Origin of the sequence: Arhodomonas aquaeolei DSM 8974 (genome assembly GCF_000374645.1) — a bacterium.
Classification (GTDB): domain Bacteria; phylum Pseudomonadota; class Gammaproteobacteria; order Nitrococcales; family Nitrococcaceae; genus Arhodomonas; species Arhodomonas aquaeolei.
The window spans coordinates 432,697-455,856 of sequence record NZ_KB894800.1 but is presented as its reverse complement, the minus strand read 5'-3'; the positions used below and the strand labels follow the sequence as shown (position 1 = coordinate 455,856).

Annotated in this window: 20 protein-coding genes and 1 tRNA gene; 11 read left to right on the top strand and 10 right to left on the bottom strand. The window is 68.5% G+C overall.

Annotated features, from left to right (window positions below):
* Nucleotides 1–493 precede the first annotated feature (493 nt).
* Nucleotides 494–1,189: a GntR family transcriptional regulator gene (locus C516_RS0101945; protein WP_018716672.1), complete on the bottom strand. Its 696-nt coding sequence runs from the start codon at nt 1,187–1,189 to the stop codon at nt 494–496.
* A 119-nt stretch (nt 1,190–1,308) separates the two neighbouring features.
* On the opposite strand from C516_RS0101945, the gene C516_RS0101940 reads away from it, so the two are divergent.
* From C516_RS0101940 to C516_RS0101930, 3 genes are all read left to right on the top strand, one after another.
* A complete protein-coding gene (locus C516_RS0101940) occupies nt 1,309–2,211 on the top strand; it encodes a dihydrodipicolinate synthase family protein (RefSeq protein ID WP_018716671.1) in 903 nt (300 codons plus the stop codon).
* Nucleotides 2,212–2,360: 149 nt separating this feature from the next.
* Nucleotides 2,361–3,362: a 4-hydroxyproline epimerase gene (locus C516_RS0101935; protein ID WP_018716670.1), complete on the top strand. Its 1,002-nt coding sequence runs from the start codon at nt 2,361–2,363 to the stop codon at nt 3,360–3,362.
* Nucleotides 3,363–3,381: 19 nt separating this feature from the next.
* Nucleotides 3,382–4,953, top strand: coding sequence for an aldehyde dehydrogenase (NADP(+)) (locus C516_RS0101930; RefSeq protein WP_018716669.1), 1,572 nt, complete (start codon nt 3,382–3,384; stop codon nt 4,951–4,953).
* A gap of 42 nt (nt 4,954–4,995) precedes the next feature.
* Here C516_RS0101930 and C516_RS0101925 read toward each other — a convergent pair whose 3' ends face one another.
* The 4 genes from C516_RS0101925 to betC form a co-directional block, all read right to left on the bottom strand.
* A complete protein-coding gene (locus C516_RS0101925) occupies nt 4,996–5,178 on the bottom strand; it encodes a hypothetical protein (protein WP_018716668.1) in 183 nt (60 codons plus the stop codon).
* 169 nt (nt 5,179–5,347) lie between these two features.
* Nucleotides 5,348–6,937 carry a GGDEF domain-containing protein gene (locus C516_RS20285; RefSeq protein ID WP_018716667.1) on the bottom strand — a complete coding sequence of 530 codons (1,590 nt, stop codon included), beginning with the start codon at nt 6,935–6,937 and terminating at the stop codon, nt 5,348–5,350.
* Nucleotides 6,938–7,125: 188 nt separating this feature from the next.
* On the bottom strand, nt 7,126–8,082 hold the full coding sequence (locus C516_RS0101915; protein ID WP_018716666.1) for a glycine betaine ABC transporter substrate-binding protein: 957 nt from the start codon (nt 8,080–8,082) through the stop codon (nt 7,126–7,128).
* 210 nt (nt 8,083–8,292) lie between these two features.
* Nucleotides 8,293–9,885, bottom strand: a complete 1,593-nt coding sequence (gene betC, locus C516_RS0101910) for a choline-sulfatase (RefSeq protein WP_018716665.1) — start codon at nt 9,883–9,885, stop codon at nt 8,293–8,295.
* Between the two features lie 129 nt (nt 9,886–10,014).
* Between betC and C516_RS18230 the strand changes: the two genes are divergently transcribed.
* On the top strand, nt 10,015–10,902 hold the full coding sequence (locus tag C516_RS18230; protein ID WP_018716664.1) for a LysR substrate-binding domain-containing protein: 888 nt from the start codon (nt 10,015–10,017) through the stop codon (nt 10,900–10,902).
* Nucleotides 10,903–10,923: 21 nt separating this feature from the next.
* Here the strand turns inward: C516_RS18230 and C516_RS0101900 are convergent, their stop codons facing one another.
* The 3 genes from C516_RS0101900 to C516_RS0101890 all read right to left on the bottom strand — a co-directional run bounded on the left by C516_RS0101900 (nt 10,924) and on the right by C516_RS0101890 (nt 12,860).
* A complete protein-coding gene (locus C516_RS0101900; RefSeq protein ID WP_018716663.1) occupies nt 10,924–11,907 on the bottom strand; it encodes a zinc transporter ZntB in 984 nt (327 codons plus the stop codon).
* A 42-nt stretch (nt 11,908–11,949) separates the two neighbouring features.
* Nucleotides 11,950–12,249, bottom strand: coding sequence for a ferritin family protein (locus C516_RS0101895; protein ID WP_018716662.1), 300 nt, complete (start codon nt 12,247–12,249; stop codon nt 11,950–11,952).
* Nucleotides 12,250–12,344: 95 nt separating this feature from the next.
* A complete protein-coding gene (locus tag C516_RS0101890) occupies nt 12,345–12,860 on the bottom strand; it encodes a host attachment protein (protein WP_018716661.1) in 516 nt (171 codons plus the stop codon).
* 258 nt (nt 12,861–13,118) lie between these two features.
* Between C516_RS0101890 and C516_RS0101885 the strand changes: the two genes are divergently transcribed.
* The 7 genes from C516_RS0101885 to C516_RS0101855 all read left to right on the top strand — a co-directional run bounded on the left by C516_RS0101885 (nt 13,119) and on the right by C516_RS0101855 (nt 18,532).
* Entirely contained in the window at nt 13,119–15,269 is a 2,151-nt protein-coding gene (locus tag C516_RS0101885; RefSeq protein ID WP_018716660.1) for an AsmA family protein, read from the top strand.
* Nucleotides 15,269–16,345: an A/G-specific adenine glycosylase gene (mutY, locus tag C516_RS0101880; protein ID WP_018716659.1), complete on the top strand. Its 1,077-nt coding sequence runs from the start codon at nt 15,269–15,271 to the stop codon at nt 16,343–16,345. The genes C516_RS0101885 and mutY overlap by 1 nt, the downstream gene beginning before the upstream one ends.
* The gene (locus C516_RS0101875) at nt 16,342–16,611 is read left to right on the top strand and encodes an oxidative damage protection protein (RefSeq protein ID WP_026320868.1); all 270 of its coding nucleotides are present in this window, start codon (nt 16,342–16,344) and stop codon (nt 16,609–16,611) included. The genes mutY and C516_RS0101875 overlap by 4 nt, the downstream gene beginning before the upstream one ends.
* The gene (locus tag C516_RS0101870) at nt 16,608–17,621 is read left to right on the top strand and encodes an MBL fold metallo-hydrolase (protein ID WP_018716657.1); all 1,014 of its coding nucleotides are present in this window, start codon (nt 16,608–16,610) and stop codon (nt 17,619–17,621) included. Before C516_RS0101875 ends, C516_RS0101870 begins: the two co-directional genes overlap by 4 nt.
* A 36-nt stretch (nt 17,622–17,657) precedes the next feature.
* Nucleotides 17,658–17,733, top strand: a tRNA-Phe gene (locus tag C516_RS0101865).
* A gap of 122 nt (nt 17,734–17,855) precedes the next feature.
* A complete protein-coding gene (locus tag C516_RS20975; RefSeq protein WP_156831090.1) occupies nt 17,856–18,065 on the top strand; it encodes a hypothetical protein in 210 nt (69 codons plus the stop codon).
* Between the two features lie 2 nt (nt 18,066–18,067).
* Nucleotides 18,068–18,532, top strand: coding sequence for a hypothetical protein (locus tag C516_RS0101855; RefSeq protein ID WP_018716655.1), 465 nt, complete (start codon nt 18,068–18,070; stop codon nt 18,530–18,532).
* A 219-nt stretch (nt 18,533–18,751) separates the two neighbouring features.
* Here the strand turns inward: C516_RS0101855 and brxL are convergent, their stop codons facing one another.
* Complete coding sequence (gene brxL / locus C516_RS0101850) at nt 18,752–20,812, bottom strand: BREX system Lon protease-like protein BrxL (protein WP_018716654.1); 2,061 nt, start codon at nt 20,810–20,812, stop codon at nt 18,752–18,754.
* Between the two features lie 13 nt (nt 20,813–20,825).
* Nucleotides 20,826–23,159, bottom strand: a complete 2,334-nt coding sequence (gene pglZ / locus C516_RS0101845; RefSeq protein WP_018716653.1) for a BREX-1 system phosphatase PglZ type B — start codon at nt 23,157–23,159, stop codon at nt 20,826–20,828.
* Nucleotide 23,160: the final 1 nt, after the last annotated feature.

The window sequence follows — 23,160 nt, the reverse complement described above, 5'->3', positions numbered from 1 at the left end:
CGCTCCGCGGCCCGGGCGGGAGATCGGTGCTCCCCTGTGCTGTCCCCGTTCCATGATTGTCGGCCCCTCCTCCGCCACGGCGCAGAGCCGTGGTTATCATGCTTATTGGTATATTTTATACAATTCAAGGCTGCCAGCCGCAAGCCTGTCGCGGCAGGTGGATGGCCGGCTCCCCCGCTCCGGGGGCGATGGCCCGACGTCCGGAGCGCTTTGCGGGGGAAGCCGCGATCCTGGTCTCCGGGCGGGGGGAGCGTCCCCGTCGCACCCGCCCGCTTCAGCGATCCTGATATTTACCACGTCCGTGGTCCCGTCGGCGAGTGTCCCCGGCGGTACGGGTGCGCCCGGGCCCGTGGCGGGCACCGTGTCCGCACGTGCCGCTGTCACCGCCGGGCAGGCGTGTCCGCTGCGGTCATCGCCCGGCCACTGGCGATCGCGCCCCTGGACGGGTGTGTCCGTCTGCGGTGCCCGGGTGGTGACGGTGATGCGCAAGCCGCTACTCCTCGTGCGTGTTCTCGCCGCTGCCCCGGCGTTCTGCAAGAAAGGCTAGCAGATCGTCGCGGGCGGCCAGGACGTGCTCGTTGAGCAGGCGGCTGGCCTCGATGACATCGCGGTCCGCGCACAGGTTGACCAGCCGGTTGTGCTCCTCGCGCGCGCGCTCGTTCGTGCGCTGCGTGAGCTTGAGCTGCAGGCGCAGGTAGCGGTCTGCGTTGCGGTGGAGGTTGCGCACGATGGACAGGGCTCGGGGACGCTCCGCGGGTTCGTAGAGCACGGCGTGAAGCTCCCAGTTGAGCTGGCCCCAGTCCCGCTCCTGTGAGCCGCGGGAGAGCATCTCGTCGAAGGTGGCGAGAATCTCGCGCGCACGCTCGATGTGATGGGTCTCCAGGCGCGGGATGGCGCGCTGGAGCAGGTCGACCTCGATGAGTGCACGCAGGTCGAAGAGCTCGCGTATCTCGTCGAGCGACAGCGCCGTGACCGTGTAGCCCTTGTGGGCGGAGAGGGTCACCAGCCCCTCTCCCTCGAGCTGGAGCAGGGCCTCGCGCACGGGGATGCGGCTGACGCCGAACTCAGCCGCCAGGGTATCCTGGCGCAGCTGCTCCCCCTCCGGGATGTCGAGATTGAGGATGCGCTCGCGCAGCTCGTCGGTCAGCGCGGCGGACATCGTCTGGCGTTTGAGTCCCGTGCTCGCCATAGGCCCTTTCATCGTCCTTGCGTCCCCGGGGTTCGATATATATTTTATACAATATACGTCGCTCGGCGGAAGACGCAAACCATCCGCCTCAACCCAACACCTCCTGGAGGAGCAAGTCCATGAAGGTCGACTGGCGCGGCATCTACCCGGCCGCCACCACGCAGATGAAGGCCGACGGGTCCCTGGACCTGGAGGCGAATCAGAAGATGGTCGAGCAGATGATCGATGACGGCGTTCACGGCCTGGTCATGCTCGGCAGTGTCGGTGAGAACACCTCGCTGAGCGCGGAGGAGAAGCGCCGCGTGATCGCCTCCACCGTCGAGGTCGTCAACGGCCGCGTGCCGGTGATCTCCGGCGTGGCGGAGTACACCACCGCCCTTGCGCAGGAGTATGCCCGTGACGTGGAGAAGCTCGGCGCCGACGGCCTGATGGCGCTGCCGGCGATGGTCTACAAGGCCGACCAGCGCGAGGTAGTCGCCCACATCCGCGCCACCGCGGAGGCCGCGAACCTGCCGGTGCAGATCTACAACAACCCCGGGGTGTACGGCATCGACATCAAGCCCGATGCGCTGGTGGAGCTCGCCCGGAGCACGAAGAACGTGGTCGCGGTGAAGGAGTCCTCCGAGGACCCGCGCCGTGTCACCGACATCATCAACATCGATCCGGACGCGCTCGCGCTCATGTCCGGCGTCGACGACGTGGCCATGGAGTGCATGATCCTGGGCTGCCAGGGCTGGGTCTCCGGCTTCGCCAACGTCTTCCCGGCGGAGAGCGTCGCCATCTACGATCACCTGCAGGCCGGGCGGATCGAGAAGGCCCGCGAGATCTACCGCTGGATGATGCCGGCGCTGCACATGGACGTTCACCCCAAGCTGGTGCAGATGATCAAGCTCTCCGAGCAGGTGGCCGGCCGCGGCAGCGAGACCGTGCGGGCCCCGCGCCTGCGCCTGGAGGGCGAGGAGCGGGAGTACGTGGTCTCCACCATCGAGCGGCTGCTGGCCAACCGGCCGTCCATCGACTGAGCGCGCCCGCGCCGCGGTGACGCGCCATGTGTCCGAAGGCCCTGACTCAGGCGGGTCAGGGCATTAGCATGGCGGTACCGGCGTTATGTCCTTCCGTCATCAGGGGCCGCCCGCCGGGCGGCCCCGCACGTTGTCAGGAGTTCCTGCCCATGGCCCGACATACCTTCATGTGCGTGGACGCGCACACCTGCGGCAACCCGGTGCGCGTGGTCGCCGGCGGCGGCCCGCCGCTGAAGGGCGCCTCGCTGTCCGAGTACCGGCAGCACTTCCTCGCCGAGTACGACTGGATCCGCCAGGGCCTGATGTTCGAGCCCCGCGGCCACGACATGATGTCCGGCTCGATCCTCTACCCGCCGCTGCGCGAGGACTGCGATCTGGGTGTGCTGTTCATCGAGACCTCCGGCTGTCTGCCCATGTGCGGGCACGGCACCATCGGCACGGTCACGGTGGCCCTGGAGGAGGGTTTCGTCACGCCGTCGCAGCCCGGGCGGCTGAACCTCGAGACTCCGGCGGGATTCGTCGGCGTCGAGTACGAGAGCGACGGCCGCTATGTCGAGCGCGTGCGGCTGTTCAACGTCGGCGCCTACCTCGCCGCCACGGACGTGGCCGTCGAGGTGCCGGGTTTCGGCGAGCTCACCTGCGACATCGCCTACGGCGGCAATTACTATGCGATCTTCGATCCCCAGCCCGGCTTCGAGGGGCTGGACGCGCTGAGCGTGGACGAGATCCTCCGCCTCTCGCCCGTGGTGCGCGAGCGCCTCAACGCCATCATCGAGCCGGTGCACCCGGACAACCCGACCATCCGCGGGGTCAGCCACGTCATGTGGACCGGTCCTGCCCGCGAGGCGGGTGCCGATGCCCGCAACGCCGTGTTCTACGGCGAGCGCGCCATCGACCGCTCCCCCTGCGGCACGGGCACCTCGGCGCGCATGGCCCAGCTCTATGGCCGGGGCCGCCTTGGCGTGGGCGATACCTTCGTCCACGAGAGCATCATCGGCAGCCTTTTCGAGGGCCGGATCGAGTCCCGGACCCGGGTCGGCGAGCACGACGGCATCATGCCGAGTATCGCCGGCTGGGCCCGGATCACCGGCTACAACACCCTGTTCATCGACGACCGCGACCCCTTCGCCCACGGCTTTACGGTGAAGTAGGTCCGCCAGGAGGCACGCAATGCAGATCAATCCCGATCACGTCATCGCCAGCCGCCACGAGGCAGACGGCAGTCAGCCGCTGCAGGCTGTGAACGCCGCCAGCGGCGAGGCGCTGGCGCCGGTCTTCCACGAGGCCACCACGGACGCCGTGGACCGCGCCTGCCGCGCCGCGGCCGAGGCCGCCCCGGCCTGGCGGGCGCTGAGCCTGGAGCGCCGGGCGGCGTTCCTGGAGACGGTGGCCGAGGAGCTGGACGCCTCGGTGGAGGCGTTCGTCGAGCGTGCGCCCGCAGAGACCGGTCTGCCCGAGGCGCGTATCCGCGGCGAGCTCGGCCGCACTTCCGGGCAGCTCCGGCTGTTCGCCACGGTGGTGCGTGCCGGTGATTTCCTCGGTGCACGCATCGATCACGGCGATCCCGACCGCAGCCCGGCGCCGAAGCCCGACGTCCGCTCCTGCCTGGTGCCGCTGGGCCCGGTGGCGGTGTTCGGTGCCAGCAACTTCCCGCTGGCGTTTTCCACCACCGGCGGCGATACCGCCTCGGCCTGGGCCGCGGGCTGCCCCGTGGTGGTCAAGGGGCATCCCGGCCATCCGGGGACCGCGGCGATCACCGCGGAGGCGGTGATGCGCGCGGTGGCGCGCTGCGAGGTTCCGCCGGGGGTGTTCTCGCTGCTCCACGGCGGTGGCCATGAGCTCGGCGGTGCGCTGGTGCAGCACCCGGCGATCAAGGCGGTGGGCTTCACCGGCTCCTTCGGCGGCGGCACGGCGCTGGCGCGGCTGGCCGCAACGCGCCCGGAACCGATCCCGGTGTACGCCGAGATGGGCAGCGTGAACCCGATGTTCGTGATGCCGGCCGCGGCGGCGGAGCGGGCCGAGTCCCTGGGTAGCGGGCTTGCGGGTTCCGTCGGGCTCGGCTGCGGACAGTTTTGCACCAACCCGGGGCTGGTCTTCGGTGTCGCCGGTGATGACTTCGAGCGCTTCGTCAAGGCGGCCGGGGACGCGGTCGCCGGTGCCGCGCCGGGCGTGATGCTCCACGGCGGGATCCTGGAGGCCTACGAGGCCGGCGTGCGCCGCCTGGAGTCGGTGCCCGGGGTGACGGAGGTCGCTTGCGGCGAGTCGGGTGACGGGCGCGCCAGCGTGCGGCTGTTCCGTACCGACTACGAGACCTTCCGTGCCAACCCGCAGCTCGCCGAGGAGGTCTTCGGCCCGGTGTCGCTGCTGGTGACGGTGGATTCCGAGGCGGACCTGAGCGTGGCCGCCCTGGGCCTGCCGGGCCAGCTGACGGCGACCATCCAGGCCACCGATGCCGAGCTGGTGGATCACGCGGAGCTGGTGGCGGCGCTGGAGGCGCGGGCCGGCCGGGTGCTGGTCAACGGTTTCCCCACGGGCGTGGAGGTCAGCCACTCCATGGTCCACGGCGGGCCGTATCCGGCGACCACGGATTCGCGCACCACCTCGGTGGGTACACGGGCGATCGAGCGCTTCCTGCGCCCGGTGTGCTACCAGGACTTCCCGGCAGGGGCGCTGCCCGAGGCGCTGCGCGACGACAATCCGCTCGGCCTGCGGCGGTTCGTCGACGGTCAGTGGCAGTCCTGAGGGTGTCGAAGCCGGGCGGCGGACGCCGCCCGGCGCCCGGGGTTACTCGGGCTTGAGCACGACCTGTCCGTCCGAGGACTGGGCCAGGCGGTAGGGCGTCGCGCTGCACGCGAAACGCTTGATGATGCGGTTCGCCTCGCGGCGGATCTCGTTCGATGGCCCGCGGATGACGATTTCCTTGCCACGGTATTCCACACGGCAGCTCTCTTGCTGAGTCGCCGGCATGGCTACCTCCTGCCGCAGATTCTCGTCTGCCTGTTGAACACTCACGCCCGATCGTTCGGGCCCGGACCCCGCGTGCGCCATGGCAATGCCGCAGCGCATCAAGGCGCCAGAGTGTGCGACTAAAACGCGGGCGCGTAAACCCCCGTGTCACAATCGTGGGCGGCGGGGCTCATTCCAGGCGTACGCAGTTGCGCCCGTCGGCCTTCGCGCGGTAGAGGGCCTGGTCCGCGCGGGCGACGAGGGTGTGCTCGTCGTCCTCCTCGCCGAGCGCGGCGACCCCGAAGCTTGCCGAGCACCGTCCGATCTCCGGGATCGGGGTGCGTGCGAGCTGCTCGCGCAGATGTCCGGCGAGGGTGCAGGCACCGTCCAGGCCCGTGCGCGGGCACACGATGATGAACTCCTCGCCGCCCCAGCGGCCCAGGTGGTCGCCGGCGAGGTGGCCGTGGGCGTCGTTGATGGCCTTGAAGTGGTCGATGTCGAGGAAGATAACGGCGAGCTGCTCACCGGCGGCCCGGGCGCCGGCGACGGCGGCGCGGAGCTCGCCCTCGATGGCGTCGCGGTTGGCGAGGCCGGTGAGTGCGTCCGTGCTGGCGCGGCGGTCGAGGCCGCGGATGCGGGCGTGGGTGCTGCCGAGCAGCGCGTTGTAGTGGGTGCTCAGCATCTGCAGCTCGTGGACGTGCCGGCCCGGGCCGTGCAGCCGGATCGGCCGGCCGCGCTCGATGGCCGCGACGGCGTGGTGCAGCGGTCGGACCAGGGCGTTGCGGGCCGCCAGGTAGGCGAGCAGGATAACCACGAGGGCGGCCGCGCCGGCGAGCCCCAGGGCGATGGTGAAGCGCTTCTGGGCCGCGCCGGCGATGTCCGCGGTGAGGTCCACCTCGGCGAGTATGTGTGTGGTCAGCGATTCGCCGTAGGGGATGTCGGCGACGTAGATCAGGTAACGCCGGTCGCCGTCTTCGGTGGCGGTCACCGCCGGCTTGCCGCTGGCAATGACCTCGCGAATACGTGCCATGCGCTGTTCCCGCTCCCCGCCCCGGGCGAGCAGTCTCGCCTTTCCGTCCGGGTCCGTGCCGCTCTGCCAGGGTTCGCGCAGGCTCAGCAGCAGGTGGTCCCAGAGCAGGAAGTACAGTCGCGCGGAGTAGGCGTCGTTGCCCTCGGCGGTACCCTGCAGACGGTTGAAGAAGCGGTCGATGGCCGGATCGGAGAAGCCGAGCTCGAGGCTGTAGCCGTCGTCACCCAGGGGTGAGTAGCTGTAGACGCGGAAACGCCGGGACACCGCCTCCAGCGTCGGCGGGCTGATCAGGGTATCGTCCTGCTGGTGGGCCCGCTCGAGGTAGTACTGGCCGTCCCGAAGCGCAGGCTGGTTGAAGTCCAGTCCGCGGTCCGGGGGGTAGGTGGTGTGGGTGACGTGCCAGTCCGGCGAGATCACGTAGATGTCCACCCGGTGCCCGGCAGCCCGCGACAGCGTCTCCTGCAGCGGCCCGAGGTCGGCGTCGCGGCCATGCTTGCGCAGCCATTCCCGGGCCCTGCGGTGCAGGGCAAGGAAGGTGTCGTGGCGGTCCTCGAGCCGGCGCTCCAGTGCGCCGTAGGCGCCGCGCAGCTCACCGCGTATGCCCGCGAACAGCGCCTTCTCCGTCACCGTTTCCAGCTTCTGCGCCTGGTCGAGCACGTACAGTGACGAGCCGGCGAGGATGACGCCCAGCGCGGTCACCAGACCGACCAGGCCCATGAGCAGCAGGCGATGGGTCTGCAAGGCACGCATAGGCGTTGTCCCGGGGCTGAGGCGGCGGCGTGTCGATGTATCGTTGTGGGTGCCGCTCCCGCGGCATCATCCGGTATCTCGGGGAACGGAACAACCCCGGGCGGGGTGTCGTGCAGGGACAGGACGGGTTCCAGGCAGGGGCAGGGCCGCGGCCCGGGCGGTACCGCCCGGGCCGGGATCCGGACACGTCAGTCGCTGAAGTGCGCGCGCACGGCCTCGATGCCGGGGGTACCGTCGGGCGTGCGGACGCCGTCCACCCACTGCCCGACGAGGTCCATGTTCTCGCGGATCCAGGTGGTGGCGACCTCGTCCACCGGCTGGTCCTGGCGGTTGTAGCGGTCGATCCAAAGGCTCTGGGCGTCCGTGGGCACGTTGAACTGCCGCAGGAAGCGCGCCGGCTGGGCGTGATCCCCGGGCCAGCCCGTGGCGACGATGGTGTAGACCGTGGTCTTCATGCCGGCGAGCCTGCCTTCGGGGTCGGCCTCCAGGAAGCGGATGTCGTAGGCGATGTCCATCCAGTGCGGCTTCCAGCCGTGGAAGACGATGGCCTCCTTGCGGCCGGTCTTGCGCTTCACCTGGGCGAGCATGCCCGCGACGCTGCTCGGCACGACGCTCCAGTCGCCGAGCCCCATGTAGTCGTCCTTGACCGCGTCCTGGAAGGCGCGGGTCATGGCCGCCCCGGAGCCGATCGCGTAGATCTTGTGGTTGAAGGCGTCGCCGTTGGCGACCAAGTCCTCTACGCTGTGGATGCCCTGCTCGTAGACATAGGACGGCACGGCCAGCCCCTGTACGGCGCCCTCCAGGTTGGCGGCGTACTTGACGGCCACGCCGTCGTCGAGCAGCGGCTGGACCATGTCCTTGTGTGCCGGCATCCACGCACCCAGGGAGACGTCGACGTCGCCCGTGCGGATGCCCTGGTAGACGAACTGCGGGCTGAGCTCCTGGAGGGTGCTCGGGTAGCCCATGGCGTCCAGGATCTGGCGGGCGACCTCGGTCTTGACGGTCACGCCGGGCCAGGTCTGGATCGCGAAGCGGATGGGTGCCTGCTGCTGCGCGGACGCGCCGAGCGGCGCGAGGGCCGTGACAGCGGCGACGATGATCGTGATCAAGGCCGCACGCAGGCGGCGGTTGTTATGGTGGATCATGGTGGGTCCTCCCCGGTTTCCGGGTGCCCCCAGGAGCGGGGGCACCGTGGTGAAGGCGGGTGTCAGCCCGCGTGATCTCACCGAATCGTGCCGGCACGGGCGCTTCGTTGATCGTGTGTGGCGCCCGGTCCGGTCCGGGTAGTCGAGCGAGCGTGCGCGACTACGCCCCCCGGCCCGGTGGCGGGCCGGGTTTCGGTGACGTGCTGGGGGTCAGGCCTGCCGTCCTCCCGCGGCGGCGGCCAGCTTGGGATTGTTCTGTTCTTCCAGCCGGGCGCGGGCCTCGCGCTCGGCCAGTACCTCGCCGTTACGGATGTATCTGTTCGCGGCGTCGTAGCGCGGCTCGTAGTCCCAGGGCTGGAAGCGTCCCTTCGACAGCGCGGAGTAGATGAACCGGCGCCGCTTCTGGGTATCCAGCACGCGCTCGCGCAGGTTGTCGGCGTCCCAGCGCTCGTGGACGAGCGCGGCGAGCTCGCGCTCGACGTCCTGCAGCTCATCGCGGCCGGCCAGGTTGTCGAGCTCGTCCGGGTCTGCCTCCAGGTCGAAGAGCTGGGGCGGATCGGCGGGGGCATCGGCCTCGCCGTCGCTGTGGACGTACTTGTAGCGCCCGCGGCGCACCATCAGGCAGGGGCCGGCGGTGCCCTCGCCCATGTATTCGGAGTAGACCGTGTCCGGCCAGCCGTCCGTGCGGCCCTCCATCAGCGGCACCAGGCTGCTGCCGTCGAGCCGCGGGGCGACGACCGGGTCCGGGGTCTCGCCGGAGGCGAACTCTACCAGTGTCGGGAACAGGTCCACCAGGGACATGTTCTGGCTGATCCGGCGGCCGCCGGCGATGTCGGGGTGGCTGACGATGAACGGCACCGAGGCGGAGCGTTCGTACATGCTCATCTTGTACCACATGCCCCGCTCGCCGAGCATGTCGCCGTGGTCGGCGGTGAATATCACGATGGTGTTGTCCGCCTGACCGGTGCGCTCCAGCGCGTCCAGCAGCTCGCCGACGCGGGCGTCCACGTAGCTGATCATCCCGTAGTAGGCGTGGCGGGTGCGCCGGATGTCCTCATCGGTGTGTGATTCCCGGTGCATGCCATAGTGGTAGTACAGCCGCGCGCTGTGTGCGTCGCGTTCCTCCACGGGGATGAACGGTACCCGCGGCATGTCGATCTCGTCGTCGCGGTAGAGGTCGTAGTACTCGCGGGTGGTCAGGTACGGGTCGTGGGGATGTGTCAGCGAGGCCGCGATGAAGAACGGGCGCTCGTCGTGCGGGTCGCGCCTGACGTCATAAATGTGGCGCACGGCCCGCCAGGTGGTCTCGTCGTCGTAGTCGATGGGCATGCTGCGTGCGACCACGCCGGAGTGGGTCACGCTCTCCATGGTGTGGAAGAACTCCAGTTGCTCCTCGGGCTTCTCCCAGTCCGGCGTCCAGCCGAAGTCCACCGGGTAGAAGTCGGTGTTCAGCCGTTCCTCGAAACCGTGGAGCTGGTCCGGCCCGACCAGGTGCATCTTGCCGCTGAGGCAGGTGCGGTAGCCGAGCGCGCGCAGATAGTGGGCGAAGGTCGGCGTCGACGACGGGAACTCGGTGGCGTTGTCGAAGGCGTTGAACTCCGAGGGCAGCCGGCCGGAGAGCATCGATGCCCGCGATGACGAGCACAGCGGCGAGTTGCAGTAGGGGTTCTCGAAGACCGTGCCGGCCGCGGCGATGCGGTCGATGTTGGGCGTCTTCACTACCGGGTGGCCGTACGCCGGCAGGACCGGCGAGCCGAGCTGGTCGGCCATGATGAACAGGATGTTCGGCTGTTTGGCTGGCATGGATGCCCTCCGCGGGTTGTCAGGGCGGTTTTTTTGAATCGCTCCAGTCTCGGGTGGCCGCCGCGGGGCCTCAATCGATGAATCCGGCATGTTAGCCTTAGCTCAGCTAATGACCCGCCCGGAGGCTCGATGTACAGCCGCCTGCCACCGCCGAGCTGGTTGCGCACGTTCGCTGCCGCAGCCCGCCACATGAGCTTCACCCGCGCCGCGCGCGAGCTGCACGTGACCCAGTCTGCGGTCAGCCAGCAGATCCGGCTGCTCGAGGACCGGCTCGGCGAGCCGCTGTTCCACCGCCTCCCGCAGAGCCTGCAGCTCACCGAGGCGGGCAAGGCCTATCTGCCGGTGGTGCGGGACGCCTTCGAGCGCCTGTCCTACGGCACCGAGGCGCTGTTCGGCTACGAGCGCACCGGCCAGGTGACGATCCGCGCCACGCCCGGATTCGGCGAGTTCTGGCTGGCGCCCCGGCTGCACGCGCTGTACGCGGCTCACCCCGAGCTCGAGCTGCGCATCGTCTCGACCATCTGGAACACGGACGTGGTGGAGTCCGGCGTTGACCTGGAGATCCGCTACGGCAGCGACGAATGGCCGGAGCTGGAGACGGTCCGCCTCACCCGGGAATACCTCATGCCGGTGTGCTCGCCGGGGCTCGCGGAGCGGCTCGGTGGCGCGCCGGAGCGACTGGCCGGCGAGCGGCTGCTGCACGTGGACGGTTTTCGCACCGGCTGGCCCGAGTGGCTGGACCATGCCGGTGTGTCCGCGGTGGTGGACGGCGGATCCGGCTCGCACTTCGACACGGCGATCCTCCCGACCAAGCTCGCCGAGGAGGGACTGGGCGTGGCGCTGGGGCGTTGGTCCATGGTCGAGGGGCGGATCGCACGGGGATCGCTGGTGGCCCCGTTCCGGGCGGTGCTGCCGTCGAACGAGGCGTTCTATGCGGTATGGCCCGCCGACCGCGAGCTGCGCGCGGAGGCGGTGGTCCTGCGTGACTGGCTGGTCGCCGCGGCGGACGGCGGGTGACTGCGCCCGCGGGGCGAGGGCTCAGAGCCAGCGGCGCAGGCGGAAGAGCACCAGCTCGGCGACGGCGAGCACGCCGAGGACGACGCAGAGCAGGATGAACGCGCCGGGGTCCTCGGTGCCGGGGAGGCCGCCGACGTTGACCCCCAGCAGGCCGGTGATGAAGCCCAGCGGCAGAAACAGCGTCGCCACCAGCGAGAGCACGTAGATGGTGCGGTTCATCTGGTCGGACAGCCGCGTGGCCAGTTCCTCCTGGGCCACGGCGGCACGGTCGCGCAGGGCCTCGAGATCCTCCACGTAACGGGTGATGCGGTCCGCGGTCTCGCGCAGGCGACCGCGGTCGGTCTCGTCCAGCCAGGGCAGGGCCTCGGTGGCGAGGCGTTGCATGACGTCGCGCTGGGGGGCGATGAAACGGCGCAGGATGATGCCCTGGCGGCGGATGGCGACGAGCTGCTGGCGCATCTCGCGGCCCTGGCGGTCGACGAGCTGCTCCTCCAGGGCGTCCAGGTCCTCCTCCAGCCCGGCGATGATGGGACCCATGCGTGCCACCAGGCCCGCGGCGAGGGCGGTGAGCAGTCCGCCGGGGGTGCGCGGCGCACCGGGGGCGTCCAGGGCGGTGCGGACGTCCTCCACCGCCTGGAGGCGCGGGCCGCGCAGGGAGATCAGGCGCTCGTGATCCAGCCACATGCGGATCGAGACCATGTCCTCCGGGTCGGCGCCGGGGTTGAGGTTCACGCCGCGGAGGATGACGAGCAGACCGTCGTGCATGGGCGCGAGCCGCGGGCGGGTCTCCTCGGCGAGCAGGGCCTCCACCAGCAGGGGCGGCAGCCCAGCGGTCTGACCGAGCCACCGGTGCATGTCCGGCGCGGTGCGGTCGAGGTGGGTCCAGAGCGTGCCGTCCCCCGCCTGCCACCCGGCAACGGCCGCGGCGTCGGCGGGTTCGAGCCGCCCGCGTGTGCCGGCGGCGTATGCGCAGATCAGTCCGTCCGTCGCCCTGCTCTCCTCCATGGAGTGCCCCCGGTGTGGCCGCGCCCGGCGGGCGCGGGGTGATCAGTGGTCGTGGCCGACGATGGGGCCGTCCTTGAAGAGATATTCACGCAGGTGGCTGTCGAAATCCGGGTAGTTACGGCGCAGCCACTCCAGGCACATGCAGGCGTGCTCGAGCTCCTCGCGCATGTTGTGCAGCAGGATCCCGCGCAGTTCGTCGTCGCCGCAGGCGTCCGCGCGCTGGCGGTACCAGTCCACCGCCTCCAGCTCTTCCTGCAGTGATACCACCGCCTGGTGATGCAGCCGCGTCTCCCGGCTGAGCTCTTCGAGTGGCTCGTGATAGCTGTCGCTTCCAGCTGCCATGATTGCCGTTCTCCTTTCCGTGTCTTTGATTGCGGGTAGTGTTCATCCTATTATCCGCGCCGCCGCCGGTCATCCGGCGACGGCGCGGAGCCGGGTCAGCCGGCGCCGGGACGCGCGCCGTTGCCGCCGCTGCGCCGTGCCGGCAGCAGCCCGTCCTCGGTCAGCCGGGCGTGGAGCTGGCGGGCGGAAAGACGGGTGAGGTCCTTGGGGACCTCGACGATCCGCGCGCCTTCCGGGGTGCTGCCGTTCAGGGCCTGGCGTACGAAACCGAGCATCCGCTTCTCCGCACAGAGAATGACCCGCTCGGCGCCGGTATTCTCGAGCAGCGTGCGCAGCTCGGTGACGATCTCCCGGGCGAAGCGTCCCTCGAGCTCGGCGTCGAAGCCGTCCCGGTGCTCGTCGTAGGTGACGGCCTGGCCGGACGGGCCGCGGTTCCGGCCGCTGCGCCCGTCGCTGTAGACGTGCTCGTCGTGGGCTCGGTGGCGCGGGTTGATCAGGGTGTTGCGCTCGACGAGGTCCGGGCCGCCGTCGAGCTCCGGCACCTCCGCGTGCTCCAGGGTGAAGAAACGGGCGCGGGCCCCCTCGGCAACGACAACGCAGGTCTTCGTCATGGTCGTCTCCTGTAATGACGCCGTGTGATTCATGGCCCCTCGGCCCGCCGCGGCGGCGCCGCCCGCGGGCCTTACCCCCATGACACAGTGCAGGATGCCCGGCGCATCCTGTCCTTTTGTCCCTTGGTTCAAGGATCGGGGCGTTAACGCCCCGGTCAACCCCTTTTCGCAGTATAGGAGCCGAGCCCTCGGCACGGGCAATACAACGCCCCGGCCATGTGGCTAGAATGTCGGCATGACACCGTCAGGAGGACCGGTATGGGCAAGCTACTGAAGTGGGTGGTGATCGTCGTGATCGCGTTGATCGCCCTCGTCGTGGCGGCGGCGCTCGCCGTGGTCGCGTTCGTTGACCCCAACGACTACCGCGAGGACATCGCCGCCGTTGTCGAGCGCAACACCGGTCGCTCCCTGGCCATAGACGGCGACATCGAGCTGAGCTTCTTTCCCCGCCTCGGGCTCGCCGTCAACGACGTCGCCCTGGCGGACGCGCCCGGATTCGGCGAGGAGCCGTTCGCCGAGGTGGGGCGCGTGACGCTCGGTGTCGGCCTGAGCTCGCTGATCTCCGGCGAGCCCCGTCTCGACACCATCACCCTGGAGGGGTTGAGGCTGCGCCTGATCCGTAACGCCGACGGCGAGGCCAACTGGGAGCAGTTCACGCCGCCGGCGCAGAAGGCCGCGGCGGGGCAGGTGGTACCGGTCTCGCTGACCCCGGTTCAGCAGGATGGCGCTGCCCCGGCGCTGCCGGCCATGGTGCGCAACGCCCGGCTCGACGGTGTGGAGGTGAGCGACGCCCGCATCAGCTACCGCGACGAGGGCGCGGGCACGGCCTTTGCCGTGGAGCCGCTCAATCTATCGCTGGAGGACGTGCGCTTCGGTGCGCCGGTGCCCCTGGAGGCGGACTGGCAGGCCTCGCTGGGCGAGGGGGTGTCGCTCGCCGGTGAGCTCGCCGCGACCCTGCAGGTTGACGATGCCCTGCGTGAGGCGACCGTCACCGGTATCGCCCTCGATCTGACCGCCAGCGGCGACGGCGTGCCTGCCGGGGAGCAGACGGTCACCGTCAGCGGCGAGGCCCGTGCCGACCTCGCCGGCGGGACCTACCGGATCCCCGAGCTGAGCGTGGCCGGCGCGGGTGCCGAGCTCCACGGTAACGCCGAGGTACGCACCACGGATCAGGGCCCGGTCGCCGCCGCGTCGCTGAACGTGCCGGCGGTGAGCCCGCGGGAGGTGATGGACGCCCTCGACATGGCCGTGCCGGAGACCCGTGATCCGGACGTCCTCAAGCGGCTGGAGGCGAGCACCGAGCTGCGCTACAGCGGCGGCACGCTGCGCGCGGACCCGCTGAACCTCACTCTGGACGACACCACGGTGAAGGGGACCGCCTCGGTGAGCGACTTCGCCGACCCTGCGATCGCCTTCGATCTCTCCACCGAGTCCCTGAACGTGGACCGTTACCTGCCGCCGGCCTCCGAGGGCGGGCAGCAGGCGGGTACCCCCGGCGGCGCCGCGGCCAAGGGGGCGGGCGAGATCCCCGTGGACACCCTGCGGGCGCTCAACCTGGACGGCCGCCTCGCCGTGGGCCAGCTCACGGTCTCCGGCCTCAAGCTCAGCGACGTGGAGGTCGTGGTCAGGGCCGCGGACGGCAAACTCCGCGTCCATCCGCTGAACGCCGCGCTCTACGGCGGCAACTACCAGGGCGACGTGCGCGTCGACGCCACCGGCGAGGAGCCCAGGGTCCAGGTGGACGAGCGGCTAAGCGGCGTCAGCGCCGGGCCGCTGCTCACCGACATGGCCGGGTTCGAGCGGCTGCTCGGCACCGCCAGCCTGAGCCTGCAGGCGAGCACCGCCGGGCGCCAGACGGACGCGCTGATCAAGGCGCTACAGGGCCAGGCGCGTTTCGAGTTCACCGACGGCGCGGTCAAGGGCATCAACATCGCGCAGATGCTGCGCGAGGCCGTGGCGCGTTTTCGTGGCGGGTCCGTGGGCGACGCCGGCGGGGAGCGCAGGACGGACTTCAGCAGCCTCACCGGCACGGTTCAGATCGATGGCGGCATGCTCCGCAACCAGGACCTCCAGGCCAAGACGCCGCTGCTGCGGCTCGACGGCGACGGTGACGTGAACCTGGTCAGTCGCGAGATGGATTACAACCTCACGGTGAATGTCGTCAGCTCGCTGGAGGGCCAGGGCGGCGACGAGCTCGCGGCGCTCAAACGTGTGCCCGTGCCGCTGCGCTTCCATGGCCCGCTCACCGGCCCCAGTGTCGAGCTCGCGGTGGGCGAGGCGCTCCAGCGCGCCGCCCAGGGCCGGGTCAAGGAGAAGGTCGACGAGAAGAAGGCGGAGGTGAAGACCAAGGCCAAGGAGGAGATCGAGAAGAAGGTCGGTGATCGCCTCAAGGGGCTGTTCGGCGACTGATGGCAGGGCTGTCGGCACAACGGGACGCCGCGGCGGCGGACGTCGCCGCCCGTGTCCTGGAGTGGTTCGATGTCCATGGTCGCCATGACCTGCCGTGGCAGCGCCCGGCCACGCCGTACCGGGTGTGGGTCTCCGAGGTGATGCTCCAGCAGACCCAGGTCACCACGGTGATCCCGTACTTCGAGCGTTTCATGGCGCGCTTCCCGGACGTCCATGCCCTGGCCTCGGTGGACGTGGACGAGGTCCTGCACCTGTGGTCCGGGCTCGGCTACTACGCGCGGGCGCGCAATCTCCACCGGGCGGCGCAGCGGCTGGTCGAGGATCACGGCGGCGAGTTCCCTGCCGACATCGATGCCGTCGAGTCCCTGCCCGGGATCGGGCGCTCCACCGCCGGGGCGATCCTCTCGCTCTCCCGCGGCGAGCGCCATCCCATCCTCGACGGCAACGTCAAACGGGTGCTCGCGCGCTACCACGGCATCGACGGCTGGCCCGGGCGCACCGCCGTGGCCCGCGAGCTGTGGGCCTGGTCCGAGGCGCACACGCCGGATACCCGTCCGGACGCCTTCAACCAGGCCATGATGGACTTGGGGGCGACGGTGTGCCTGCGCCGCCGCCCGCTCTGCGGCGCCTGCCCGCTGGCGGCGGACTGCCACGCCCGCGCCGCCGGGACGCCGGAGGCCTTCCCGGGGCGCCGGCCAAAGCGTGACAAACCCGTGCGGGCGACGCGCATGCTGCTCATCACCCGGAACGACGGCCGGGTGCTGCTCCAGCGTCGTCCGCCCACCGGGATCTGGGGCGGGCTGTGGTGTCCGCCGGAATGCGACGTCGACGCGGACCCGGCGGCGGAGGCGTCCCGGCGCTTCGGCCTCACGCTGTACGGTGTGCACGAGTGGCGGCCGCTGCGGCACGTATTCACCCACTTCGCGCTGGACATACACCCGGTGCGCGCGGATGCCGGCCCGGGCACGGCCGTCATGGATGACGCCGACCTCGTCTGGTATAACGCCGGCTCCGGCGACGCCCGCGGCCTCGCCGCGCCGGTCGCGCGACTGCTCAAGGGCCTGGAGGATCCATGACTCGAACCGTTAACTGCGTGAAGCTCGGCCGCGAGGCCGAGGGCCTGTCCAGGCAGCCCTATCCCGGTGACCTCGGGCGCCGGATCTACGAGCAGGTCTCCAAGGAGGCCTGGCAGATGTGGCTGCAGCACCAGACCATGCTCATCAACGAGTACCGCCTCTCGCCGATGGACCCCAAGGCGCGGGAGTTCCTGGAGAAGGAGATGGAGAAGTTCTTCTTCGGCTCGGGCTCCGAGCTGCCCCCGGACTACCGCCCGGACGCGTGAGCGCCGCGGCACTGGACTACCCCCTGCCGCGTCCGGCCCTCGGCGAGCCGGTACCGGTCGCCGGGGGCGTGCGCTGGCTGCGCCTGCCGCTGCCCTTCGCCCTGGACCACATCAATCTCTGGCTGCTGGACGGCGGTGGCGAGCGCGTGCTCGTGGATACCGGCGTGGATTCGCCCGACAACCGCGCCCACTGGCAGGTGCTGCTGGATGCGTGGTCGCCGGGGTGCATCGTGGTGACCCACTTCCACCCGGACCACATGGGTCTGGCGCGGTGGCTGCAGGCCGCGACGGGGGCCGCCGTCTGGATGAGCCGCGCGGAGCGCGACACCGCGGCACGGCTGCTGGCCAGCTCCGACGACGAGGCGGGCGAGTCGGTGGCGGCGTTCTACCGCCGGCACGGACTCGACGCCGGGCGGGCCGACGCCCTGCGTCGGCGTGGCAACACGTACAGCCCCCTGGTCGACGGCATGCCGGAGATCGGGTGCTGCATCGCGGACGGTGACACGCTCGACCTCGCCGGCGCGGACTGGCGCGTGATCGTCGGCCGCGGCCACGCCCCGGAGCACGCCTGTCTCTACCGCGCGGAGGACGGTGTGCTGATCGCCGGCGATCAGCTCCTGCCGCGGATCTCCAGCAACGTCAGTGTCCCGCCGGCCGCGCCGGACGCCGATCCGCTCGGGGCATTCCTGGACTCGCTGGACACCCTCGACACCCTGCCGGCGGATACCCTGGTGCTGCCGTCCCATGGCCGGCCGTTCCGCGGTCTGCATGCTCGCACCGCCGAGCTCCGTGCCCACCACGGGCATCATCTCGAGGTGCTCCTCGCCGAGGCCCGGCGGCGGCCGCTCACCGCGGCGGACGCACTGCCGCTGCTCTTCGATCGCAGCCTGGACAGCCACAGCCTGTTTTTCGCCATGGGCGAGGCCGTCGCCCACCTCAACCGGCTCTGGCATACCGGCGCCGTGGCGCGGCGCGAGAGGGACGGCGCGTGGGTCTTTACCGCCCCTTGACGCCGGTGCCCTAATTCGGTTGAATACCCGACCTCGGGCCAGGTAGCTCAGTCGGTAGAGCAGGGGATTGAAAATCCCCGTGTCGGGAGTTCGATTCTCTCCCTGGCCACCATAAAATCAGGCAGTTACGCGAATCCGCGTAACTGCCGATTCCCTCCGAGTCACAGCAAAGTCACAGCGGCGTTCCTTCTGGTCACCTCCAAGGAGTATACGTTATGGCCGCTGTGCATCCTCTTGAGTTCGAGCGTCTGGCGTCAGCAGTGCGGCGAGATAGCACCGTCGCGCGCGACTGAGCCCTACGACGACGACCGCCAGGCGCGGGAGAAGGCCGTAGCCTGGTCGGCGGTTGTAGCAATGATGGCGCGCGACGGTGCAATCTCGCCGGACACGCTGACGGAATACGCCGAGCGCATCGAGAGCGCGGCGGCGGAACGGGAGGTGTAGGAATGGATTCTGATGCTTATTTCTGGGCCGGCATGGCCGGCGGCCGCCACAATCAGATAAAGCGGCAAAATAGGGCCTTGGCGGAACAGGGGAACGCAATTAACGAGCTGCACGCGTGTTACCGCGAACTCGGGCGGCTTCGCGATGCGATAGTTCACGCGGCCGAGGAGCGAGGCATTCCGCAATCGGAAATCATGGCCGACAAGAATGTACAGAAACAGCGCGAAGCGGTTGTGCACGCGGAGAAGTCAGCGCAATCGCTGTATGAAATCGGCCGCGGGTTTCGCGATGTTGAGCCGTACCCGCACCCGAACCGCGTCGTTCAGAAAAACCGCGAGCGCCGGCAGTATTACGCGGAAACCGGAAAGAAAACGCCGTGGCAGATCATGAACGGTATCTTTGCGCTTGTTATTCTTGGCCTGTTAATCGGCGTGCCGATCATGGCGATCTTCTTCCCGCCGCAATAATGTGACACGGCCCGCTAAGAGCCGGGCCGCCCGACGGGAAAGCCGGGTGCCAATGGCCATCGCGCTTTTGACCCCCCCCCTGTGGCCATCAGAATCGACCCAGCTGCCGAACGCACCCGGCGCAGGGAAACGCCACCAGCGAGCGGAAGGGGTGAGGCCGACACCCTACACCAGCTCTCGGTGATATCTGGTCGAACGGAGAGGTGACTTTACCAGCGGTCATTCCCCTAAAGACTTAAGCAGGGCATCACGCGCATCCAAATAGAACTGAATGTCGACCTTAGTCGCCATCTCGTCAGATAGGTCGAACAGCAGCTTTCGACAGGTGACCGGCATGAGAATGGCGCTGGCCCCCTTCTCGACAGCAATCTCCACCAGAGTGACTGGGTTGTGGACTGGTTCGATTGAGCCTCCCAAGTTGATCTCCCCGACTACGATTAGCCCTCCGCGTAGGCTGCGCTTGAGCAACGACGAACTCATGGCGATCAGGGCGGCGACACCCAATTTGCTACCGCTTTTGGCCGCATCGAACGCGCGAAGCTGGACGGCAAACTCATGCTGACGGGGGTCCTTGTCGCCGACAAGCTGTGCCGAACGGCTATAGAGATTTTGCTCGGCATAGCCGACGCTCTCGCGAAACGCTGGCGGTATCGGTTTATTCAGGATTTTCACCCCCGACCCGGGGGCTTCGTTGACCTCGATACGGAACAGGCCGGGATGTTCTTCCTGGCCGCCACTGGCCTGCCCGCCGGGACTAATGGCCCAAACCTGCCCGGGCTCCAGCGGGTCGCTACCAATGCTATTGTCGCTCTGCAGCTCGGGGGTTGCCACGAACTTCTCGACGCCGTCCTCGCCCATGGTGTAACTGAAGTGTGTGTTACGGAACTCAGCGGCGCCGATGCGTTTCTGCTGCTCCTTGACGCGTCGACGCGCCTCCATGGCGATATGGATCGCCCACTCGAGGTCCTCATCACTGGGCGTCGACTCGGGGCCCGGGTACAGTAGCTTCAGTAGTCCGCTCGCCGTCTTGTTCACGGCATTGCTGTCTCGCCCTGAAAGGGCACCACCGAAGAACACTCGACCCTGCCACTGGGAGACGCGACTCTGGTTGCGTAGTTGGCTCCAGCATTCGGAGAGGAAGTCGCTTACCAGACCGAAATGATCGGTCAGCAAGTCTTTGCCAACTTTGGGTACGTCCCAGCCCGGCAAAAAGGCGTGGATACGGTCCATAAAGGCGGTGTCGTAGCGCATCTCCTCCGGGAGCGGACCGAATAGATGCCCGATACGCTGCTGATGCTCGACGTCCACATCGAAGTTCCCGACCATCACCAGCGAACCGTCCGCACGGATACTCTCCTTGCCTCGAGAGAATTCGCCGGACTCCATGTAGCCCTTCATGATGTTGACGCCATCCTTGTTGTCGAAGGAAATGCCGGAGACCTCGTCGAAACAAACCACGTCATACTGGCAGACCAGACCACGCTGGCCATTGGAGTTGTTGACGAACATCTTTGCCACGGTCGCCTTGCCGCCAGAGATCAGGTGGGCGTAAGGGGACACCTGCTGAAATAGGTGGCTCTTCCCGGTGCCTCGAGGTCCCAGCTCGACGAGGTTATAGTTGCGCTCCACGAAGGGGACCATTCGCAGCAGTATCGCGTCCTTCTGCCGCTCCGTGAGCCCGGCGGGCTCGATGCCGGTGGAGCGCAGCAGAAACGCCTTCCACTCCTCTGTCGTGAAGCCGCTCCGGGCCCGTGCCAGCTCTTCGAGCACATTGCGCTTGGAGAGCTGGATTTCGCGCAACGCCCGAATACCAAATGGGCGTCCGCCCTGTTCCTGGGCAACACCGGAGTCATACGCAAGGGTGACCTCCGCATAGAAGCCGCCGGTCAGCATCCGCTCGTGCTCGCTTACCAATTCCTCGGGGATACGCACATCGTTCAGGCGCAGGCTCGGGAGGGTGGCGAGGTAGCTATCGCTCTTGGTATCCAGCCGCGCCTGGATGAGGTCAATGATCTTGATGTCTCCCTTCTCCCGGGCGCGCGCCTTGAATAACTCCTCCTCTCCAGCCTTGATGGTGCGCGACTGAAGCTGTCGCTGGACAACCTCGAGTCCCTCCTCGATTTCTTCCGGGTCGGTGCTCGCGCAGTAACGTCCGAGCAGAAACTCCACCACGTAAGTCGGCACTGGGAACTGGCGGGCAAAGGTCCGCACCAGGTCCTTGCGGACCAAGAAACCATCCAGTTGCTCGGCGGCCTTACGATCGAGCTCATCGAGTTCCATGAAGTCCCCTTTGTCAGTGCTCGCCGCCGACGGTAGTCGAGCGCTGCGCAATCACCCGTCCCGCGCTGTCGAGAATGACGGCCTGGGCTGTCTCTCCCTCACGATCGTCATCGGCGACCACGACCGAAGCCTTGCCACCTGTCTTGAAGGGCTTGGGGGAGAGAGCGAGGCTGCTTGTCGGATCGCCAGCGTGATGGCGTACGTCCAACGTCATTCCGTCGGTGTCTCCCTCCACAGCCAGTGTGCAGCGCAGCCCTTTCCACACCAGATCGTCAATCAATACCGAGGGCCTAGGACCGGTGGTACCAGTTACGACGAGCTCCGGCGTGACACATTCCTGGACGCTGAGGCCCCCATGAGCATAGCTTTCGCCCGCCTTGAAACAGTGAATGCTCTCTGCGAGGGCGAAGTGCGCCTGCTCATTCCAGTACCAGGGGAAGCGCACCGCATCGGTGCGCGCGCCGGGCTTTAGCTGCGCGCAGCGTCCCCACTTGGTCTCTACCAGGCTGGCAGACAGTTCCGTCTTTGGCAGGTCTCCAGGGAGAAGCAGCCACCCGTGATCGGTGACCACTCGTACCTGCGGCCAGCCCTGGGCCAGCAAGGCTTCGATGCGCTCCGCTACCTCGGCCAACATGTCATCGACATGCTGGGCCAGCTTCCAGCCGCGCTCGTGTCCGGCGTGGTCGATATCTCCAAACTCACACCAGGCGGGCCTTGAGGTGTCCAGTGTCTCCTTGTGCAGGCGTTCCACCTGGCGTCGCTCGAGCACCTGCCACCCGTGCTCGTGCAGTAGCTTCTTGAACAGGTGCTGAGTGATCGGCGTGAACTGATAACCAGCGGGTTCTTCGTGGAGAGTATCGCTATTCAGGACGGGTGCCACCGCGTATTTCCCGGTCCCGGTCACACTGGGCAACGCCGCCCAGGCGGTGTGCTCCTCGACCGCCAATCCCAGACTGGCAAGCCTCTTGGCCAATCGCTTGCCGCAATCCAGCCGCAGGCCATCCACGAACAGCACGCACTCCTCTTCGTGTGCGCGAGGGGAGGTGGCCCCCCGTTTGAGCCCATCCACTCCTGGCCGCCAGGTTTGCTGTAGGTGACGGGCCGCCTCGTCGGCCCATCGCATGTAGACGGTACGTATCGCGGTGAAGACGGCCTCCTGCTCACGCTGCCCATTCACTGCCGCCAGCGTGGTCAGCAGCGCATCATCCGCCTTCCACCCGTCGGCGGCATAGGCCTGGCGCATGTCCTCGGGCTCGCCACCGGCCAGGCTGCGCCGGGTCACCTGGGCAAGCTGGGCGAGTGGCGCCAGGGCGACGGCTAAAGGACTTTCACCCAGCTCGGCCCACACCCACGCCCGGCGCATACCATGCTCGCGCTCCAGCATCTCGAGCCGATCCCGAGCCTCGTGGGCCGGCAGATCACTCAACCTGGACAGGGCGTCATAGAGCCTGTCCTCCTCCTGTCGGTTGAGCTGCGGCCAGACCTCCATGTCTTCCGGAGCCGGAAAGAGCCCCAGGTCTGGGGGCGTAAGCTGGCGAATCTGCCGGATAAGCTCCGGATAACGGTGCGGCGCCTCCGCGAAGCGCGTCCACACCGTTTTCCACGTGCCCTGTCGCTGGGTGAGTTTCTCGACGGCTTCCAGCGCACTGTGTTGTTCGGGGTGTACGCCATAGCGGGATGCGCAGACATGGCAGAAGGCCTTCCATTCATCGGCTGGCAAGCTGGCCTTCACGCCCTCCGGTTGGCTGAGCCAGTCCAGCAGGTCGCGAACGGGATCGCCCCCGGTGAGCAGCGTGTTCAGCGCATCGACGTCCAGGTGCTGGCCCTGCAGATCCTCGACTTCTTCGTTCAGCAGCCGGGGCAACGCCGCCAGCAGGGCCTGGCGCGTGGCACTGTCGCCTGGGATGTCCAACCCGAGGCCCCCCTGCTGGGACGAGAGAAAGGCGCGCGGCGTCCAGTCCTTGGCGTTCACCTGCGACCACAGCACGCCCCGATACTGCAATTCCGCCAGCGGTTTGAGGGAGTCCGGACACTCGCTGATGGCGCGCAGGTCCTGTCGGCCGACGCCGGGCAGATAAATGACTGGCGGCGTTTCCGGATCGACCGTCACGTCGTCCAGCGTGCCGGCGATGGCGCAGCGCAGCCAGATCGCCGGACCACGTCGCGCCTCCGGCGCATAGTCACCGAGCACCAAAAGCTCCGGCAGCTGCGCCTGGATTTGCGCGATCACCGGCTCCCAGAGGCGCTCCCGGTCAGGCCAGAGTATGCAGGCCGGTGCCGCTTGCACGTCCGGGTTATGTGCGGAGGCTCGCCGAATCGCCTCGGCCAACCGCTCGATCAGTACCATG

Bases quoted from the DNA above. Each gene is read 5' to 3' on its own strand.
- C516_RS0101945 (WP_018716672.1), bottom strand. From the start codon at position 1,189: ATGGCGAGCACGGGACTCAAACGCCAGACGATGTCCGCCGCGCTGACC.
- C516_RS0101940 (WP_018716671.1), top strand. From the start codon at position 1,309: ATGAAGGTCGACTGGCGCGGCATCTACCCGGCCGCCACCACGCAGATG.
- C516_RS0101935 (WP_018716670.1), top strand. From the start codon at position 2,361: ATGGCCCGACATACCTTCATGTGCGTGGACGCGCACACCTGCGGCAAC.
- C516_RS0101930 (WP_018716669.1), top strand. From the start codon at position 3,382: ATGCAGATCAATCCCGATCACGTCATCGCCAGCCGCCACGAGGCAGAC.
- C516_RS0101925 (WP_018716668.1), bottom strand. From the start codon at position 5,178: ATGCCGGCGACTCAGCAAGAGAGCTGCCGTGTGGAATACCGTGGCAAG.
- C516_RS20285 (WP_018716667.1), bottom strand. From the start codon at position 6,937: ATGCGTGCCTTGCAGACCCATCGCCTGCTGCTCATGGGCCTGGTCGGT.
- C516_RS0101915 (WP_018716666.1), bottom strand. From the start codon at position 8,082: ATGATCCACCATAACAACCGCCGCCTGCGTGCGGCCTTGATCACGATC.
- betC (WP_018716665.1), bottom strand. From the start codon at position 9,885: ATGCCAGCCAAACAGCCGAACATCCTGTTCATCATGGCCGACCAGCTC.
- C516_RS18230 (WP_018716664.1), top strand. From the start codon at position 10,015: ATGTACAGCCGCCTGCCACCGCCGAGCTGGTTGCGCACGTTCGCTGCC.
- C516_RS0101900 (WP_018716663.1), bottom strand. From the start codon at position 11,907: ATGGAGGAGAGCAGGGCGACGGACGGACTGATCTGCGCATACGCCGCC.
- C516_RS0101895 (WP_018716662.1), bottom strand. From the start codon at position 12,249: ATGGCAGCTGGAAGCGACAGCTATCACGAGCCACTCGAAGAGCTCAGC.
- C516_RS0101890 (WP_018716661.1), bottom strand. From the start codon at position 12,860: ATGACGAAGACCTGCGTTGTCGTTGCCGAGGGGGCCCGCGCCCGTTTC.
- C516_RS0101885 (WP_018716660.1), top strand. From the start codon at position 13,119: ATGGGCAAGCTACTGAAGTGGGTGGTGATCGTCGTGATCGCGTTGATC.
- mutY (WP_018716659.1), top strand. From the start codon at position 15,269: ATGGCAGGGCTGTCGGCACAACGGGACGCCGCGGCGGCGGACGTCGCC.
- C516_RS0101875 (WP_026320868.1), top strand. From the start codon at position 16,342: ATGACTCGAACCGTTAACTGCGTGAAGCTCGGCCGCGAGGCCGAGGGC.
- C516_RS0101855 (WP_018716655.1), top strand. From the start codon at position 18,068: ATGGATTCTGATGCTTATTTCTGGGCCGGCATGGCCGGCGGCCGCCAC.
- brxL (WP_018716654.1), bottom strand. From the start codon at position 20,812: ATGGAACTCGATGAGCTCGATCGTAAGGCCGCCGAGCAACTGGATGGT.
- pglZ (WP_018716653.1), bottom strand. From the start codon at position 23,159: ATGGTACTGATCGAGCGGTTGGCCGAGGCGATTCGGCGAGCCTCCGCA.